Source organism: Streptomyces sp. P9-2B-2, assembly GCF_030406865.1.
In the GTDB taxonomy this organism is placed as follows: Bacteria; Actinomycetota; Actinomycetes; order Streptomycetales; family Streptomycetaceae; genus Streptomyces; species Streptomyces platensis.
The window spans coordinates 5,974,776-5,989,251 of sequence record NZ_CP129126.1; the positions used below are offsets into that span (position 1 = coordinate 5,974,776).

Annotated in this window: 12 protein-coding genes; 7 read left to right on the plus strand and 5 right to left on the minus strand. The window is 73.8% G+C overall.

From position 1 onward, the window contains the following. Window positions 1-8: 8 nt before the first annotated feature. Window positions 9-2,474, minus strand: coding sequence for a DEAD/DEAH box helicase (locus QT196_RS26435; RefSeq protein WP_168481269.1), 2,466 nt, complete (start codon window positions 2,472-2,474; stop codon window positions 9-11). A gap of 311 nt (window positions 2,475-2,785) precedes the next feature. Here QT196_RS26435 and QT196_RS26440 point away from each other — a divergent pair, with 311 nt between their 5' ends. After that, window positions 2,786-3,523 carry a ferritin-like fold-containing protein gene (locus QT196_RS26440; protein ID WP_168481270.1) on the plus strand — a complete coding sequence of 246 codons (738 nt, stop codon included), beginning with the start codon at window positions 2,786-2,788 and terminating at the stop codon, window positions 3,521-3,523. Window positions 3,524-3,547: 24 nt separating this feature from the next. Here the strand turns inward: QT196_RS26440 and QT196_RS26445 are convergent, their stop codons facing one another. The 4 genes from QT196_RS26445 to QT196_RS26460 all read right to left on the minus strand — a co-directional run bounded on the left by QT196_RS26445 (window position 3,548) and on the right by QT196_RS26460 (window position 5,516). Then, a complete protein-coding gene (locus QT196_RS26445; RefSeq protein WP_168481271.1) occupies window positions 3,548-3,838 on the minus strand; it encodes a hypothetical protein in 291 nt (96 codons plus the stop codon). Between the two features lie 284 nt (window positions 3,839-4,122). Further along, entirely contained in the window at window positions 4,123-4,350 is a 228-nt protein-coding gene (locus tag QT196_RS26450; RefSeq protein ID WP_018089430.1) for a DUF3107 domain-containing protein, read from the minus strand. Window positions 4,351-4,507: 157 nt separating this feature from the next. Next, the gene (locus QT196_RS26455; RefSeq protein ID WP_168481272.1) at window positions 4,508-5,149 is read right to left on the minus strand and encodes a TetR/AcrR family transcriptional regulator; all 642 of its coding nucleotides are present in this window, start codon (window positions 5,147-5,149) and stop codon (window positions 4,508-4,510) included. A gap of 148 nt (window positions 5,150-5,297) precedes the next feature. Further along, on the minus strand, window positions 5,298-5,516 hold the full coding sequence (locus QT196_RS26460) for a hypothetical protein (protein ID WP_266733622.1): 219 nt from the start codon (window positions 5,514-5,516) through the stop codon (window positions 5,298-5,300). 170 nt (window positions 5,517-5,686) lie between these two features. On the opposite strand from QT196_RS26460, the gene QT196_RS26465 reads away from it, so the two are divergent. From QT196_RS26465 to moeZ, 6 genes are all read left to right on the plus strand, one after another. Continuing rightward, window positions 5,687-6,709 (plus strand): alpha/beta hydrolase, encoded by a 1,023-nt coding sequence (locus tag QT196_RS26465; protein ID WP_266733620.1) that lies wholly within the window; start codon window positions 5,687-5,689, stop codon window positions 6,707-6,709. A 155-nt stretch (window positions 6,710-6,864) separates the two neighbouring features. Continuing rightward, window positions 6,865-8,160 carry a DUF3152 domain-containing protein gene (locus tag QT196_RS26470; RefSeq protein WP_290355848.1) on the plus strand — a complete coding sequence of 432 codons (1,296 nt, stop codon included), beginning with the start codon at window positions 6,865-6,867 and terminating at the stop codon, window positions 8,158-8,160. Window positions 8,161-8,377: 217 nt separating this feature from the next. Then, the gene (locus QT196_RS26475) at window positions 8,378-10,270 is read left to right on the plus strand and encodes a DUF3492 domain-containing protein (RefSeq protein WP_266733618.1); all 1,893 of its coding nucleotides are present in this window, start codon (window positions 8,378-8,380) and stop codon (window positions 10,268-10,270) included. Window positions 10,271-10,484: 214 nt separating this feature from the next. Then, window positions 10,485-11,711 (plus strand): hypothetical protein, encoded by a 1,227-nt coding sequence (locus QT196_RS26480; RefSeq protein WP_290355849.1) that lies wholly within the window; start codon window positions 10,485-10,487, stop codon window positions 11,709-11,711. Between the two features lie 256 nt (window positions 11,712-11,967). Beyond that, window positions 11,968-12,927, plus strand: a complete 960-nt coding sequence (locus QT196_RS26485) for an NAD-dependent epimerase/dehydratase family protein (protein ID WP_168481276.1) — start codon at window positions 11,968-11,970, stop codon at window positions 12,925-12,927. A 365-nt stretch (window positions 12,928-13,292) separates the two neighbouring features. Beyond that, window positions 13,293-14,471: an adenylyltransferase/sulfurtransferase MoeZ gene (gene moeZ, locus QT196_RS26490; RefSeq protein ID WP_168481277.1), complete on the plus strand. Its 1,179-nt coding sequence runs from the start codon at window positions 13,293-13,295 to the stop codon at window positions 14,469-14,471. Window positions 14,472-14,476: the final 5 nt, after the last annotated feature.

The following is a 14,476-nucleotide window of genomic DNA, read 5'->3' on the forward strand; positions in this document are numbered from 1 at the left end:
CGGGTGGGTCAGCCCTCGGGCGTCGCCTCGGCAGCGGTGGCCTTGGCGCGGGTGCGGCGGCGCACCGGCTTGGCCTCGGCGGCCTCCGCCGCGTCCGCGGCCGGCTTGGCGGCGGCGCTCTTGCGCGTCCGCTTCGGCTTGACCGGGGCGTCCTCGGCGACCGGAGCGTCCGCAGTGGCCTCGGCGGCCTTGGCGGCAGCGGTCTTCCGGGTGCGCTTGGGCTTGGCCGGTGCGGCCTCGGTGCCCTCGGCGGTGTCCACCGCGGCCTCGGCGGCCTTGGCGGCAGCGGTCTTCCGCGTCCGCTTCGGCTTGGCGGGAGCCTCCACGGCGCCCTCGGCGGTGTCCACCGTGGCCTCGGCGGCCTTGGCGGCGGCGGTCTTCCGGGTGCGCTTCGGCTTGGCCGGCGCGTCCACCACGGTCTCCGCGGCGACGGTCTCCGTCACCACTGCCGGCGCCGTCTCCACGGCGGCCTTGGCGGCGCTGCGGGTACGGCGGCGCGGCTTGGCCGGCGCCTCGACGGGCTCCGTCACGGCCGTGGCGGCCGCCGAGCGCTCCGCCGCGAGCGCCCGGGCGGCGGTCTCGACGGTCTGGAAGCTCTCGGTCTCCACCGGACGGACGACCCGGCTACGGCGGCGGCGCGGCGCGGCGGCCTCGGCCGGAGCCTCGGTCACCACGGCGGGAGCCTTGGTCGCCACGGTCGGGGCCTTGGTCGCCTTGGCGGCGGCCTTGGTCGCCACGGCGGGCGCCTCGGTCACCACGGCGGCGGGCTTGGTCACCTCGGCGGCGGGGGCCGCGGCCACGGTGACCGGCGCCGTCACGGCATCGGACTGAGTCGAGCGGGTACGGCGACGCCGGCGCGGCTGCCGCGGTCCGGCGGCGTCCGTGCCCTCGGAGCGCTCGGTGCTCTCGGCGGCGGCGGGCGACCCGGTCGTCTGCGTCGTGGCGTCGGCCGGGCCGTCCTGCCCGGTGCCGCCACGGGTACGGCGGCGCTGGCGCGGGGTACGGGTGCGCGGCGGACGCTCCTCCTCGACGACGGCGCCCTTACGGGGACCACGGCCGCGGCCGCCGGTCTCGCCCAGGTCCTCGACCTCTTCGGCGGCCAGCCCGGCCCGGGTGCGCTCGTTGCGCGGCAGCACGCCCTTGGTACCGGCGGGGATGTTCAGCTGCTCGTAGAGGTGCGGCGAGGTGGAGTAAGTCTCCTCCGGCTCGTCGAACGCCAGGTCCAGCGCCTTGTTGATCAGCTTCCAGCGCGGGATGTCGTCCCAGTCGACGAGGGTGACCGCGGTGCCCTTGGCGCCCGCCCGGCCGGTACGGCCGATGCGGTGCAGGTAGGTCTTCTCCTCCTCGGGCGACTGGTAGTTGATGACATGGGTCACACCCTCGACGTCGATGCCGCGGGCGGCGACGTCGGTGCAGACCAGGACATCGACCTTGCCGTTGCGGAAGGCGCGCAGCGCCTGCTCACGGGCGCCCTGGCCGAGGTCGCCGTGCACCGCGCCGGAGGCGAAGCCGCGGCGCGCGAGCTGGTCGGCGATATCGGCGGCGGTCCGCTTCGTACGGCAGAACACCATCGCCAGGCCCCGGCCCTCGGCCTGGAGGATGCGGGAGACCATCTCCGGCTTGTCCATGGAGTGGGCCCGGAAGACGTGCTGGGCGGTGTTGCGGACGGTCTGGCCCTCGTCGTCCGGCGCGGTGGCGCGGATGTGCGTGGGCTGCGACATGTAGCGGCGGGCCAGCGAGATGACCTGGCCGGGCATGGTCGCGGAGAACAGCATCGTCTGCCGCTTGGCCGGCAGCAGCTGGATGATCTTCTCGACGTCGGGCAGGAAGCCCAGGTCGAGCATCTCGTCGGCCTCGTCCAGCACCAGGCTCTTGACCTCGGAGAGGTTGAGCTTGCGCTGACCGGCGAGGTCGAGCAGCCGGCCGGGCGTGCCGACGACCACGTCGACGCCCTTCTTCAGCGCCTCGACCTGCGGCTCGTAGGCACGGCCGCCGTAGATGGCCAGCACCCGGACATTGCGCACCTTGCCGGCGGTGAGCAGGTCGTTGGTGACCTGCTGGCACAGCTCGCGGGTGGGCACGACCACCAGGGCCTGCGGGGCCTCGGTGAGCTGCTCGGGCTTGGCGCGGCCCGCCTCGACGTCCGCGGGGACCGTGACGCGCTCAAGGAGCGGCAGGCCGAAGCCCAGGGTCTTGCCCGTGCCGGTCTTGGCCTGGCCGATGACGTCGTTCCCGGAGAGGGCGACGGGGAGCGTCAGCTCCTGGATGGGAAAGGGGGAGATGATGCCGACGGCTTCCAGCGCCTCGGCCGTCTCGGGGAAAATTCCGAGGTCTCGAAATGTAGACAGAATCTTGCCTCTTCTGTGAGACGCGGCGTGAGGCGGCGAAGGGGGTCGTACCGCACCTTCGTACTGGTTCGTACGGGCCGGCCTGAGGCGGCCGGTGGGGCGGGACCACTGCCAACGCTCAGGCACTCCTGCCGCGAGCGGTGTCCCTCCTGCTGTGCGTATGCCTGCTACGCGCCGCAAAAGAGGGCGGTCGGTTTGGAGCCGATCGGGCCACCGACCGGGCATCCGCTTCGTGGAACGACCCACCGATACTCGGCAGGTCCAAATACCACTGTACCCCGGATATGGCGCGCCCATCCGAAGGCTTGTATGAGTGAGGAATACATCACGGCCCGGTCCGGCGCCCGAGCGCCCGCTACGACCGTCGTTCGTACGGGGGAACGGCAGTGGCTGACCAGGCCCTTCCCCCAGCCGCCGAGCGGGCTATTGTGCCGGTCATGGGAACGCCTGACAACGCCGCCGCTGACGCGCAAGAACACACCGGGATCGCCGCCCAGGACTGGGCGCGGGCATCCGCCGACCCGCAGTACCGGGCCGCCGTGATCGATCTGCTCGGCGCGCTCGCCTACGGCGAGCTGTCCGCCTTCGAGCGCCTGGCGGAGGACGCCAAGCTCGCCCCGACGATGGACGACAAGGCCGAACTGGCCAAGATGGCCTCGGCGGAGTTCCACCACTTCGAGCGGCTGCGGGAGCGGCTCGCACAGATCGAGGCGGAGCCGAACGAGGCGATGGAGCCGTTCGCCGCCGCCCTGGACGAGTTCCACCGCCAGACCGCGCCGTCGGACTGGCTGGAGGGCCTGGTCAAGGCCTATGTCGGCGACTCGATCGCCAGTGACTTCTACCGCGAGGTCGCGGCCCGCCTGGACACCGACACCCGTGGCCTGGTGCTGGCCGTACTGGACGACACCGGGCACGCCACGTTCGCCGTGGAGAAGGTGCGCGCGGCCATCGAGGCCGAGCCGCGGGTCGGCGGACGGCTGGCCCTGTGGGCGCGCCGGCTGATGGGCGAGGCGCTCTCGCAGGCGCAGCGGGTGGTTGCCGACCGCGACGCGCTCTCCACGATGCTGGTGGGCGGCGTCGCCGACGGCTTCGACCTGGCCGAGGTGGGCCGGATGTTCTCGCGGATCACCGAGGCACACACCAAGCGGATGGCGGCGCTGGGTCTCGCGGCCTGACGCCGGGCCGGGGTGCCGGGCGGTTCAGGCCGTCCGGTGCCCTTTCAGTGCCGGGGCCGGCCGCCTGAGGCGCCGGTGCGGCGGGCGCACCAGGACCGACAGCAGCGCCGCCCCCACGGCGACCGACGCGAACATCACCAGGACGGGATACCCCGGGCCGAGGATCGCGCGGGTCAGCATGGCGCCGAGCAGTGCGGCGACCGGGCCCGTCGCGAGCGTGAGGGTGCGCGAGGGAAAGCGGTCGGGCAGCCATCGCGTCGCGGACAGTGCGATGACAAAGCCGATGAGCAGGGCACCGAGCGCTTCCCAGATCATGCTGTTCCCTCCCGCGTGACAACGCCGACCGGACGAACAAATCGGTCGTAGGCGGTCGTACCCAGGGGGCACCGGCAGCAACCCTCTCCGCGCCGGTCCGCTGCCTGATCAGCCCAGCCGAACCGACTCGAACGGTCTGATCTGCGCAAATGCGGCGCCCGGGGGCCCGGAACGGGGCGCGGGCCGAGCCCGGCGGCGACAGGCGAAAAGGCGGCGGCCCGGAGAGGAAATCTCCGGGCCGCCACCTTTGTCACCTTGTGGGCGCCGCGGTCGGCGCCCCGTGCTCAGAGCGCGCCGAAACCGACCTTGCGGGCGGTCGGCTCGCCGATCTCCACGTAGGCCAGCCGGTCCGCCGGGACCAGGACCTTGCGACCGTGGTCGTCCACCAGGCTCAGCAGCTGTGACTTGCCGCCCAGCGCGTCGGACACGGCGCTCTCGACCTCTTCGGCAGACTGCCCGCTCTCCAGAATGATCTCGCGGGGCGCGTGCTGCACGCCGATCTTGACCTCCACGGCTTTTGTCCCTCCGACGGTCTGGGGGTCCCCAGCCTCAGCTGGGGGAGGAAGCGCGGTGATCCGCGCCGTACGCAGCACACATTAGCCCGGTACGGGGACGCACAGGACGCCATGGGCCACGCCCGCAGCGAACAGGGGCGGTGCGGCAACGGGGTCAGTGCGCCTCGGTGCCCTGGAGCGGGAAGCCGGCGATGCCCTTCCAGGCGAGCGACGTCAGCAGCTGCACCGCGGTGTCCCGCGGGACCTTGCTCTCCGACGACAGCCAGTAGCGCGCCACCACCTGCGACACCCCGCCCAGGCCCACGGCCAGCAGCATCGACTCGTCCTGCGACAGCCCGGTGTCCTCGGCGATCACCGCGCTTATGGCCTCGGCGCACTCCAGCGACACCTTGTCCACCCGCTCACGGACCGCCGGGTCATTGGTGAGGTCCGACTCGAACACCAGCCGGAAGGCGCCGCCCGGGTCCTCCACGTACGCGAAGTAGGCGTCCATCGTCGCCGCGACCCGCTGCTTGTTGTCGGTCGTCGACGCGAGCGCCGCGCGTACCGACTGGAGCAGGGACTCGCAGTGCTGGTCGAGCAGAGCGAGGTAGAGCTCCAGCTTGCCCGGGAAGTGCTGGTAGAGCACCGGCTTGCTGACGCCTGCCCGCTCGGCGATGTCGTCCATCGCGGCCGCGTGGTAGCCCTGCGCCACAAAGACTTCCTGGGCGGCGCCCAGAAGCTGGTTGCGCCGGGCTCGACGTGGCAGGCGTGTGCCCCGCGGGCGCGTCGCCTCGGTCTGCTCGATGGCGCTCACGCTGCCTCCCAGAAATCGTTCCGTATGCGGCCTGTACAAGATGGTGCACCGCGCCCGCCATCGTACTTTTGGGTAACCCGGCTGTGCGCGGTCCGGGCCCAGAATTTATGCCTGACCCCGGCGTCGGAAGCCGACATAACGCCCCAGGTCATCGGTATTCGTCTTCGTTGAGCTCCACGACGCGGGCCTGTTCGGCGCGATCCGCCTCGTTCGCGGAGTCCGGGTCGACGGTGACCGGCGGCTCGTCGTGGTGCGGAGTGACGTCGGCGTACTGCTCCGCCGCGTCCGCTTCCGGTGCCTCGACATCGAACTCCGTGGCGTCGCTCTCGTCCTCGAAAGTATCCGGGTCTGTCGGGTCGACGCGCATGGTGGCTCCCTTTCTCACGTGCTCGCTTCGACGGCTGGTGCCTGGCATGACAACAGGGGCCGGGGCGGCTGCCCTCGACTACGAGCGTAGGAGAGTGGCCGCGGCAGCGCGATGCGGTGTGTGACCGCGGACACACGATCGGGGGCGTGATCGTCTCGTAACATCGACGCATGTCTTCGACCGAGTCGCCGGACACCGCGACCGCCGCCCTCCCGGTGCCCCCGGCCGGCCCCGGCCGGCACGGCGCGGCGGAGACGGTGCACACCGTGGCCCTGCCGGGCCTGACGCTGACCGTACGGGCACCCGTCGGATCGCCCGCCCCCCAGGACGGCGGCGCGGAGACCGGCGCCGGACGGGACCGCGAACCCGCGCTCTACGTCCACGGCCTCGGCGGCTCCTCACAGAACTGGTCGGACCTGATGCCGCTGCTCGCCGACCGGGTGCACGGCGAGGCGATCGACCTGCCCGGTTTCGGGCACTCCCCGCCACCGGACGACGGCAACTACTCGGTCTCCGCGCAGGCCCGCGCGGTCATCCGCTACCTGGACGCGGCCGGGCGCGGCCCCGTCCACCTCATCGGCAACTCCATGGGCGGTGCCGCCGCCACCCGCGTCGCGGCCGTGCGCCCCGACCTCGTCCGCACCCTGACGCTGATCTCCCCGGCGCTGCCCGAGCTGCGCCCGCAGCTGACGGCGGTCCCGACGGCGCTGCTCGCGGTGCCCGGCATCACCGGACTCTTCGGCCGGCTCACCCATGACTGGACGCCCGAGCGCCGCACCCGCGAGGTGCTGGCGCTCTGCTACGGCGACCCCGGCCGGGTCAGTCCGGAAGGGTTCAACGCCGCGGTCGACGAATACACGCGACGGCTGGAACTTCCCTACTTCTGGGAGGTCATGGAGCGTTCGGCGCGCGGTCTGGTGAACGCGTACACGCTGGGCGGGCAGCATAATTTGTGGCGTCAGGCAGAGAGAGTGCTCGCCCCCACCCTTCTCGTCTACGGTGGGCGCGACCGCCTGGTCTCCTTCCGGATGGCGCGGCGGGCGGCCGCGGCGTTCCGCGGTTCGCGACTGCTGACGCTGCCGGAGGCGGGTCATGTGGCGATGATGGAGTACCCGGAGACAGTGGCGCGGGCCGTCCGCGAACTGCTCGACAGTGACATGACCGATGTGACCGCCGACGCGAGCAGGAGCTGACGCACCCCGTGGGACGCCATAGCCGTCGAGGCCGGCCGGAAACCGCAACGGACACCCCGGAGACGGCCGGTCCGCCCGGTAACGGCCCCTCGGGGGGCACCCCGACCGGACCGGGCCGGGGGCGCCGCAGACGTGAGCCGTTCGAGGGCGACGCGGTGCGCGGCGGACATCCCGAGCAGCGGGAACCGGGCGGCGGCTGGGGCGAGTTCCCCGGGGCGCCGGCCTCCTCGGCCGTACCCGGCCAGGGCGGGCCCCGCATCCCCCGGCCGCGTGCGGAGATGTCCGGCGGGCAGGCGATCGCCGCACCGGGCAGCGGGCCCGGGCCGAAGCGTGAGTATGTGGAGGCCTTCGACGCCCGGACGTTCCCGGGCGGGCCGGGAGCCGCGAGCGACCCGGACGACGATGTGTTCCGGGCCGGCGCGCCCCGGAAGCCGGCTCCGCAGGCCGGGGCGTACGGGCCCGGCGCGGACGGGGTGGCCCCCGGCGGCCGGTACACCGGACGTTCGGTCGTCTTCGACCGCGACGCGAGCGACGAGCCGGACCGGCAGGCGGGCTTCGGCGCGGACGGCGCGGCGCCGGGCGGCCCCGGGGACCAGGACCTGGACGACGAATCCGACGCCGATGAGTCGCGGCACGGCGCCACGAAGGGCGGCAAGGGCCGGACGTTCACCGGCGCGGCGGCCGCGGCGGTGACCACCGTGCTCGCCGTGGTCATCGCGGGCCAGGTCGCCGAGCAGCACAAGGAGAGCGCCGACCCGCAGGCGCGCAGCGGCAACGACCGTACCGACGGGGTCGGCGACGAGACCTCCCGGTCGCACGCCAGGCCCACCCAGGACGCCAAGCCCGCCAGTTACGACGAGAAGATGAACCAGGTCTTCCCGCTGGACGCGAAGCTGACGGCCACCGGCCGCTTCAAGCCGGTCGGCAGCGAGGCCAAGGCGCCCGGCCAGGGCAAGGTGCTGCGCTATCGCGTCGACGTCGAGGAGGGACTGTCGCTGGACGGCGAGCTGTTCGCCGAGGCGGTGCACAAGACCCTCAACGACAGCCGTAGTTGGGCCCACGGCGGGAAGATGGCCTTCCAGCGGGTGGGGTCCGGCGACGCCGATTTCGTGATCACGCTGGCGAGCCCGGGGACCACCGCGACGTGGTGCGCCAAGTCGAACCTCGACACCCGCGAGGGCAATGTCTCCTGTGACTCCGCGGCGACCGAGCGGGTCATGATCAATGCCTACCGGTGGGCACAGGGCGCCCGGACCTACGGCCACGACAAGATGTACGCCTACCGGCAGATGCTGATCAACCACGAGGTCGGCCACCGCCTCGGCCACAACCATGAGTTCTGCTCCCGGCAGGGCGGGCTGGCCCCGGTGATGATGCAGCAGACCAAGTTCCTGACGACGGACGGGGCGACCTGCCGGCCCAACGCCTGGCCGTTCCCCACCCAGCGCTGACCGGACCCCGGCGCCCGGCGCCGGGGAGGGGCCCGCACTCGCATAGCGCGAAGGAACGCCCTTAGGGGCGGAAAGTCACGTGCTTTCACCCCTTCCGGTGGCGCGATGGACAACCGTCCATCGCGCCACCGGCCCCTTTGCATAGCTTCTTCCTGCCGGTGGCGGCCGTGCCGCCCGGCACACCAGGACGCCGACAGGGGAGGACGGGGGTGCACTCATGCGCATTGGACTACTCACCGAGGGTGGCTACCCGGACGCGGCCGGTGAGTCGCACGCGTGGTGCGACCGGCTCGTGCGCGGGCTCACCGGCCATGACTTCGAGGTCTACGCCCTGAGCACGGACCCCCGCCAGGAAGCCCGGCCCCGGACCGCGCTGCCGGAACACGTACGCCTGGTGCGCCGCGCCCCCCTGTGGGGCAGCTTCCCCGCCGGGCACCGCCGGGCCGCCGCGGAGCGCAAGGGCCGCGGCCCCGGCCGCCGCGAACGGCGCCGCTTCGCCGAGCGGTTCGGCGATCTCGTGACGGCCTTCGCCACGGTGCCCGACGGGGGCGGGGCGGCAGGCGATCCGCCAAGTGCCCCCGATACGTCCGCGACCTGGAAGGCGGACCGTTTCGCCACAGGTCTCTACGGGCTCGCCGAACTCGCCCGGGAACAGGGCGGACTGCCCGCGCTGCTGCACTCCGAAGCCGCCGTACGCATCCTGGAAGCCGTCTGCCACGGCCCCCGCGCGCTGCCCGCCGCCCAGGGCGCGCAGGTCAACGATCTGCTGGCGGTCACCGACCGGCTCGCACTCGCGCTCCGGCCGCTGTCCCTGGACTGGTACGGCGACCGGCACACCCCCGGCCTGGGGGGAGTGGACCTCTGCCATGCCACCTCCGGGGGCGCGGCCGCCCTCCCCGGACTGCTGGCCAAGCGCTTCTTCGGCACCCCGCTCCTGGTCACCGAGTACGGCGTCCGGCTGCGCGAGCACTACCTGGCCCGCGCCGCCGCGCCGCTGAGCGTGCCGGTGCGCGCGCTGCTCGCCGCCTTCCAGGGCGCGCTGGCCGCCGAGACCTACTCCCAGGCCGCCCTGATCACCCCCGGCAACACCCACGCCCGGCGCTGGCAGGAGCGCTGCGGCGCCGACCGCGCCCGGCTGCGCACGGTCTACCCGGGCATGGACGCCGCGCCGTTCGCCGCGGTCGCGGACGCCGCCCCGGACGACTCCACGACGCTGGTGTGGGTCGGCACGGTGGAGCCCGCCAAGGACCTCATCGCGCTGCTGCACGCGTTCGCCGAGGTCCGCAGGGCGGAGCCGGCGGCCACGCTGCGGATCATCGGCGGGACCGGCCGCGACCCCCGGGCGCCCGGGTATCTCGCGCACTGCCGGGCGCTGGCCGCCCAGCTCTTCCCCGACGAGGCGGCCGACGCCCGCACCGTCGGGGAGAGCCCGGTCAGCTTCGAGGAGATCGGCAGCCCCGACCTGCCGGTCCTGGCGGACGCCTATGCCTCCGGTGCGGTGGTGGTGCTCTCCAGCGTCATCGAGGGCTTTCCGCGCTCCCTGGTGGAAGCGATGTTCTGCGGCCGTGCCACGGTGTCGACCGACACCGGCGCGGTCTGCGAAGTCATCGGCGGCACCGGTCTGGTGGTCCCGCCGCGCAACCCCCGCGCGCTGGCCGCGGCCTGCACGGCCCTGCTCGCCGACCCCGGCCGCAGGGCCCGGCTGGGCGCGGCGGCCCGCGCCCGGGCGCTGGAACTGTTCACCGTCGAGCAGAACATCGCGGCATTTCGTGGCATCTACCTGGAGCTGATCTCGCACGCCCCGGCCGGCCCGGCCGCCTGCCGCACACAGGACGCGCACGGGGTCCCGCGGCCGTTCGCCCGCCCCGCGGAGTCCCATGTCCCCGGCCGCTGGGCCGCGACCGGCACCGCCACCAGGGCGGTCACCGCGCCGGCCGGCCGGACGCCGAGCTGGGCGGCGCCCGGGGCCGGGCGGTCCGCCGCGGTACCGGCCGCCGCCCCGGGCGAGGCCGGGGGAGGGGGCGCTGTCCGGGACGTGGGACAGGCCGTGAGACGTAAGGACCCGGCGAGCCACCAGGAGTGGCCGGTGCGAGGGAGAGAGCAATGGTGACCGGTGTGCTGGACGTGATGTGTGCGATGGGTGTCGTGGGTGTGGCACTGGTGACGGGCATGGCGGATGTGGCACACAGCGGCCGCCCCGCCGTCCCCGTCCGCGTCCCCCGCCGCGCCCCGGGCTGCCCCGGCCGCCCGCCCCGGCGCCGTACGGCGCACCTCCGCCCCGGCCCGGACGGCTGCGCGCCGACGTGGGGGAGGGGGAACGGGTCATGACCACACCCGAAGGCGGCGCCACCGGTGCCGTGGAGACTCCGGGGGAGGCCCGCGCCGACCGTCCCGCGCCCCCGCGCAAGGACGCCGCCGCCCGCCCCCCGCGCCGCGGCCCCGCCGACCCCGTACGCATGCTGATGCACCGCCACCAGGAGCTGTGCGCGCACGCCGTCGACGCGCTGGAGATCGCCGCCGGTCTGGAGGCGCACGGCGTCACCGACCGCACGGCCGCACGCTTCCGGCACCGCGACGTCTTCTCGCTGGCCGAGGAGCTCTACGCCCGGGTGCCGCGCGCCGACCCGGCCGCCGCGCCCGGGGCCGGGCCCCCGCACACGACCGCCCCCGCCCGGCGCTCCCGCATCGTGTGCGGCGCCCTGCACCTGCTCCCCGGCGCCGTCTGTGTGGCGGCCGCCGCCGCCCTCGCCTCGGTGACCACGGCACCGCCCGCCGTACGCACCGCCGTCGGCGCCTCGGGCCTCGTGCTGCTCGCCCTCGCCGTCCGGCTGGGCGTACGGTCCGGGCCGCTGCGGCTGCGGCACGGCACCGGGCCGCACACCGCCGGCCTGTGGGTCTGCTGGACGGCCGGGTACGCGGTGTACGGCGACTGGCTGCTCGGACAGCTGCTGGCCGGCGGCCCCGATCTGCCCCCCGCCGCGCCCCGGGCCGCCGTCGTCCCCGCCGTGGCACTCGCCTTCGCCCTCGTCCCGGCGGCCTGCTGCGCCCACTGGTTCACCGTGCGTGGACGGCGGGTCCTGGCCGCCAGCCGCGGACTCGGAGAACTCGCCGCCCGGGTACGCCCGTTGCTGCTCGCCGTCACCCTGCTCTTCCTGGGCGCGCTGGTGGCGCTGCTCCTCGGCGCGGCAGCGGTCCTCGGCGGCGGTGACCCGCTCGCGCTGGGGGCGGCGGCCGCGCTGGGGGTGCTGCTCTTCCTCGCCCGGCTGCTCGCCGTCCACGGCTTCCCCGAGGCGGCCGCGACCGGCCTGGCCTCGGCCGCCGCCCTGGAAGCCCTCGCCCCGGCCCTGGTGCTGATCGCCCGGCTCCCCGGCGTGCCCCCGGTCGACGCCCCGGTCGCGGCGCTGGCCACCACGGTCGGACCGGCCGCGGTACCCGCCGTGGCCTGCACCGCCGCCGCCCTCGGCCTCCTCGTCCACGGCCTGCGGGCGCTCACCGGCGCCTGCGCCCACTGGCCCGCCCCCTCCGGACCGGCGGAGGCGCACCGGCCGTGACCTTCCGGACGACCACCGGCCCCCGATACCCGGCACCCCCACACGGGCACCCCCACCACGCACCACCCCCGGAGCGGCACCCCGAAACGGCCGCTCCGGACACCGCACCGCGGACCGCACCCCCCACGTGGCCCCCGCCCCCAGGGCGGACGCCGACCCCGCGGCCGAAGCCGACCTGCTTCCCTCAATCCGCCTTAGGAGCACGACATATGAACGTCCAGCCGACCACACGCCACGCGGACCGGGGGGTCGCACGATGAGGGTGCTGCTCATCGGCGCCAACGGCTACCTGGGCCGCTATGTCGCCGACCGCCTGCTCGCCGACCCCGCCGTCCAGCTCACCGCCCTCGGGCGGGGCGACGACGCCGACGTCCGCTTCGACCTGGCCACCGGCAGCCCCGGGGCGCTCACCCGCTTCCTCGACGCGGTGCACCCCGGTGTCGTCGTCAACTGCGCCGGTGCCACCCGGGGCGGCGCCCGCGAGCTGACCCGGCACAACACCGTCGCGGTCGCCACCATCTGCGAATCGCTGCGGCGCAGCAGCTGCGGCGCCCGGCTCGTCCACCTGGGCTGCGCCTCCGAGTACGGGCCCTCCCAGCCCGGCTCCTCCACGGCCGAGGACGCGGTGCCGCGCCCCGGCGGCCCGTACGGCGTCAGCAAACTCGCCGCCACCGAACTGGTCCTGGGCTCCGGGCTCGACGCCGTGGTGCTGCGGATCTTCTCGCCGGTCGGCCCCGGTACCCCGGCGGGCTCACCGCTCGGCCGGCTCGCCGAGGCGATGCGCCGCGCCATGCAGTCCGGCGACAGCGAACTCAAGCTCGGCGGGCTCGGGGTGCAGCGGGACTTCGTCGATGTGCGCGATGTGGCGCGGGCGGTGCACGCCGCCTCACTGTCCGCCGCGCAGGGCGTCGTCAACATCGGCACCGGCCGCGCCATCCGGCTGCGGGAGGCCGCGTCGGTGCTCGCCCGGGTCGCGGGCTTCGGCGGCGCCCTGCACGAACTCGACTCCCCACCCGCCCGGCTGGTCATCCCCGGCCCGTCCCCGGAGCACCCGGGCGGCGGCTCGCCGCCCGCCACCTACCCGTACCCGGACGGCTGCGGCACCTGGCAGCAGGCGGATGTGCGCACCGCCCGCGACCGGCTCGGCTGGCGCCCCCGGATCGGGCTGGAGGAGTCCCTGGCCGACATCTGGATGGAGGCCGCATGCCGTATCTGACCTCCCCGGCCGGTGCCACCCTCGCCCCGGCCGGGGCACCGCCGCTCGGCATCGGCGGGCCCGTTCGCCCGTCTGCCCCCAGCTCACCCGGGTAGGTGCGTGAGACCGGTGTCCGCCTGCTGGGACGGCCGACGGCTTCCGGCCCGGCCCGCTGCCCCGCGGACCGGACGCTGCCGCCCGCGGCCGGCGCCCCCGGAGCGGCCCGGGTGTCACTGCCCGGCTACTGGGACGCATGCGTCTCGCGCATCGGAACAGGTGTCTCGGAATGAAGAAGGGCGTGGCAGTGTTACGGGAGTGCAAGCTCCCCCACTCCCGGCTCGGCTCGGGCGGGGGGAACCCCATCAAGACCGACCAACGGAGTCCCCGTGTCGCTGCCACCCCTGGTCGAGCCCGCTTCCGAGCTCACCGTCGATGAGGTCCGCAGGTACTCCCGCCACCTGATCATCCCCGATGTCGGGATGGACGGGCAGAAGCGGCTGAAGAACGCCAAGGTGCTCTGCGTGGGCGCCGGTGGCCTGGGCTCGCCCGCGCTGATGTACCTGGCCGCGGCCGGTGTCGGCACGCTCGGCATCGTGGAGTTCGACGAGGTCGACGAGTCGAACCTCCAGCGCCAGATCATCCACAGCCAGGCGGACATCGGCCGCTCCAAGGCCGCGTCCGCCAAGGACACGGTGCTGGGCATCAACCCGTACGTCACGGTGAACCTGCACGAAGAGCGCCTGGACTCCACGAACGTCATGGAGCTCTTCGCGCAGTACGACCTGATCGTGGACGGCACCGACAACTTCGCCACCCGCTACCTGGTCAACGACGCCTGTGTGCTGCTGAACAAGCCGTACGTCTGGGGTTCGATCTACCGCTTCGACGGCCAGGCCTCGGTGTTCTGGAGCGAGCACGGCCCCTGCTACCGCTGCCTCTACCCCGAGCCCCCGCCGCCCGGCATGGTGCCCTCCTGCGCCGAGGGCGGCGTCCTGGGTGTGCTGTGCGCCTCCATCGGCTCCATCCAGGTCAACGAGGCCATCAAGCTGCTCGCCGGGATCGGCGACCCGCTCGTCGGCCGGCTGATGATCTACGACGCGCTGGAGATGACCTACCGTCAGGTCAAGGTCCGCAAGGACCCCGACTGCGCGATCTGCGGCGAGAACCCGACCGTCACCGAGCTCATCGACTACGAGGCCTTCTGCGGCGTCGTGTCCGAGGAGGCCCAGGAGGCGGCGGTCGGCTCGACGATCACTCCCAAGCAGCTCAAGGAGTGGATCGACGCCGACGAGAAGATCGACATCATCGACGTCCGCGAGCCGAACGAGTTCGAGATCGTCTCGATCCCCGGCGCCCGGCTGATCCCGAAGAACGAGTTCCTGATGGGCACCGCCCTCCAGGACCTCCCCCAGGACAAGAAGATCGTCCTGCACTGCAAGACGGGCGTCCGCTCCGCCGAGGTCCTGGCCGTCCTGAAGTCCGCGGGCTTCGCCGACGCCGTGCACGTCGGCGGCGGTGTCATCGGCTGGGTCAACACCGTCGAGCCGGAGAAGCCGGTCTACTGAGCTTC

Excerpts from the sequence above, each read along its gene's own strand:
- QT196_RS26440 (WP_168481270.1), top strand. The coding sequence starts at position 2,786 with ATGGGAACGCCTGACAACGCCGCCGCTGACGCGCAAGAACACACCGGG.
- QT196_RS26445 (WP_168481271.1), bottom strand. The coding sequence starts at position 3,838 with ATGATCTGGGAAGCGCTCGGTGCCCTGCTCATCGGCTTTGTCATCGCA.
- QT196_RS26460 (WP_266733622.1), bottom strand. The coding sequence starts at position 5,516 with ATGCGCGTCGACCCGACAGACCCGGATACTTTCGAGGACGAGAGCGAC.
- QT196_RS26465 (WP_266733620.1), top strand. The coding sequence starts at position 5,687 with ATGTCTTCGACCGAGTCGCCGGACACCGCGACCGCCGCCCTCCCGGTG.
- QT196_RS26475 (WP_266733618.1), top strand. The coding sequence starts at position 8,378 with ATGCGCATTGGACTACTCACCGAGGGTGGCTACCCGGACGCGGCCGGT.
- QT196_RS26480 (WP_290355849.1), top strand. The coding sequence starts at position 10,485 with ATGACCACACCCGAAGGCGGCGCCACCGGTGCCGTGGAGACTCCGGGG.
- QT196_RS26485 (WP_168481276.1), top strand. The coding sequence starts at position 11,968 with ATGAGGGTGCTGCTCATCGGCGCCAACGGCTACCTGGGCCGCTATGTC.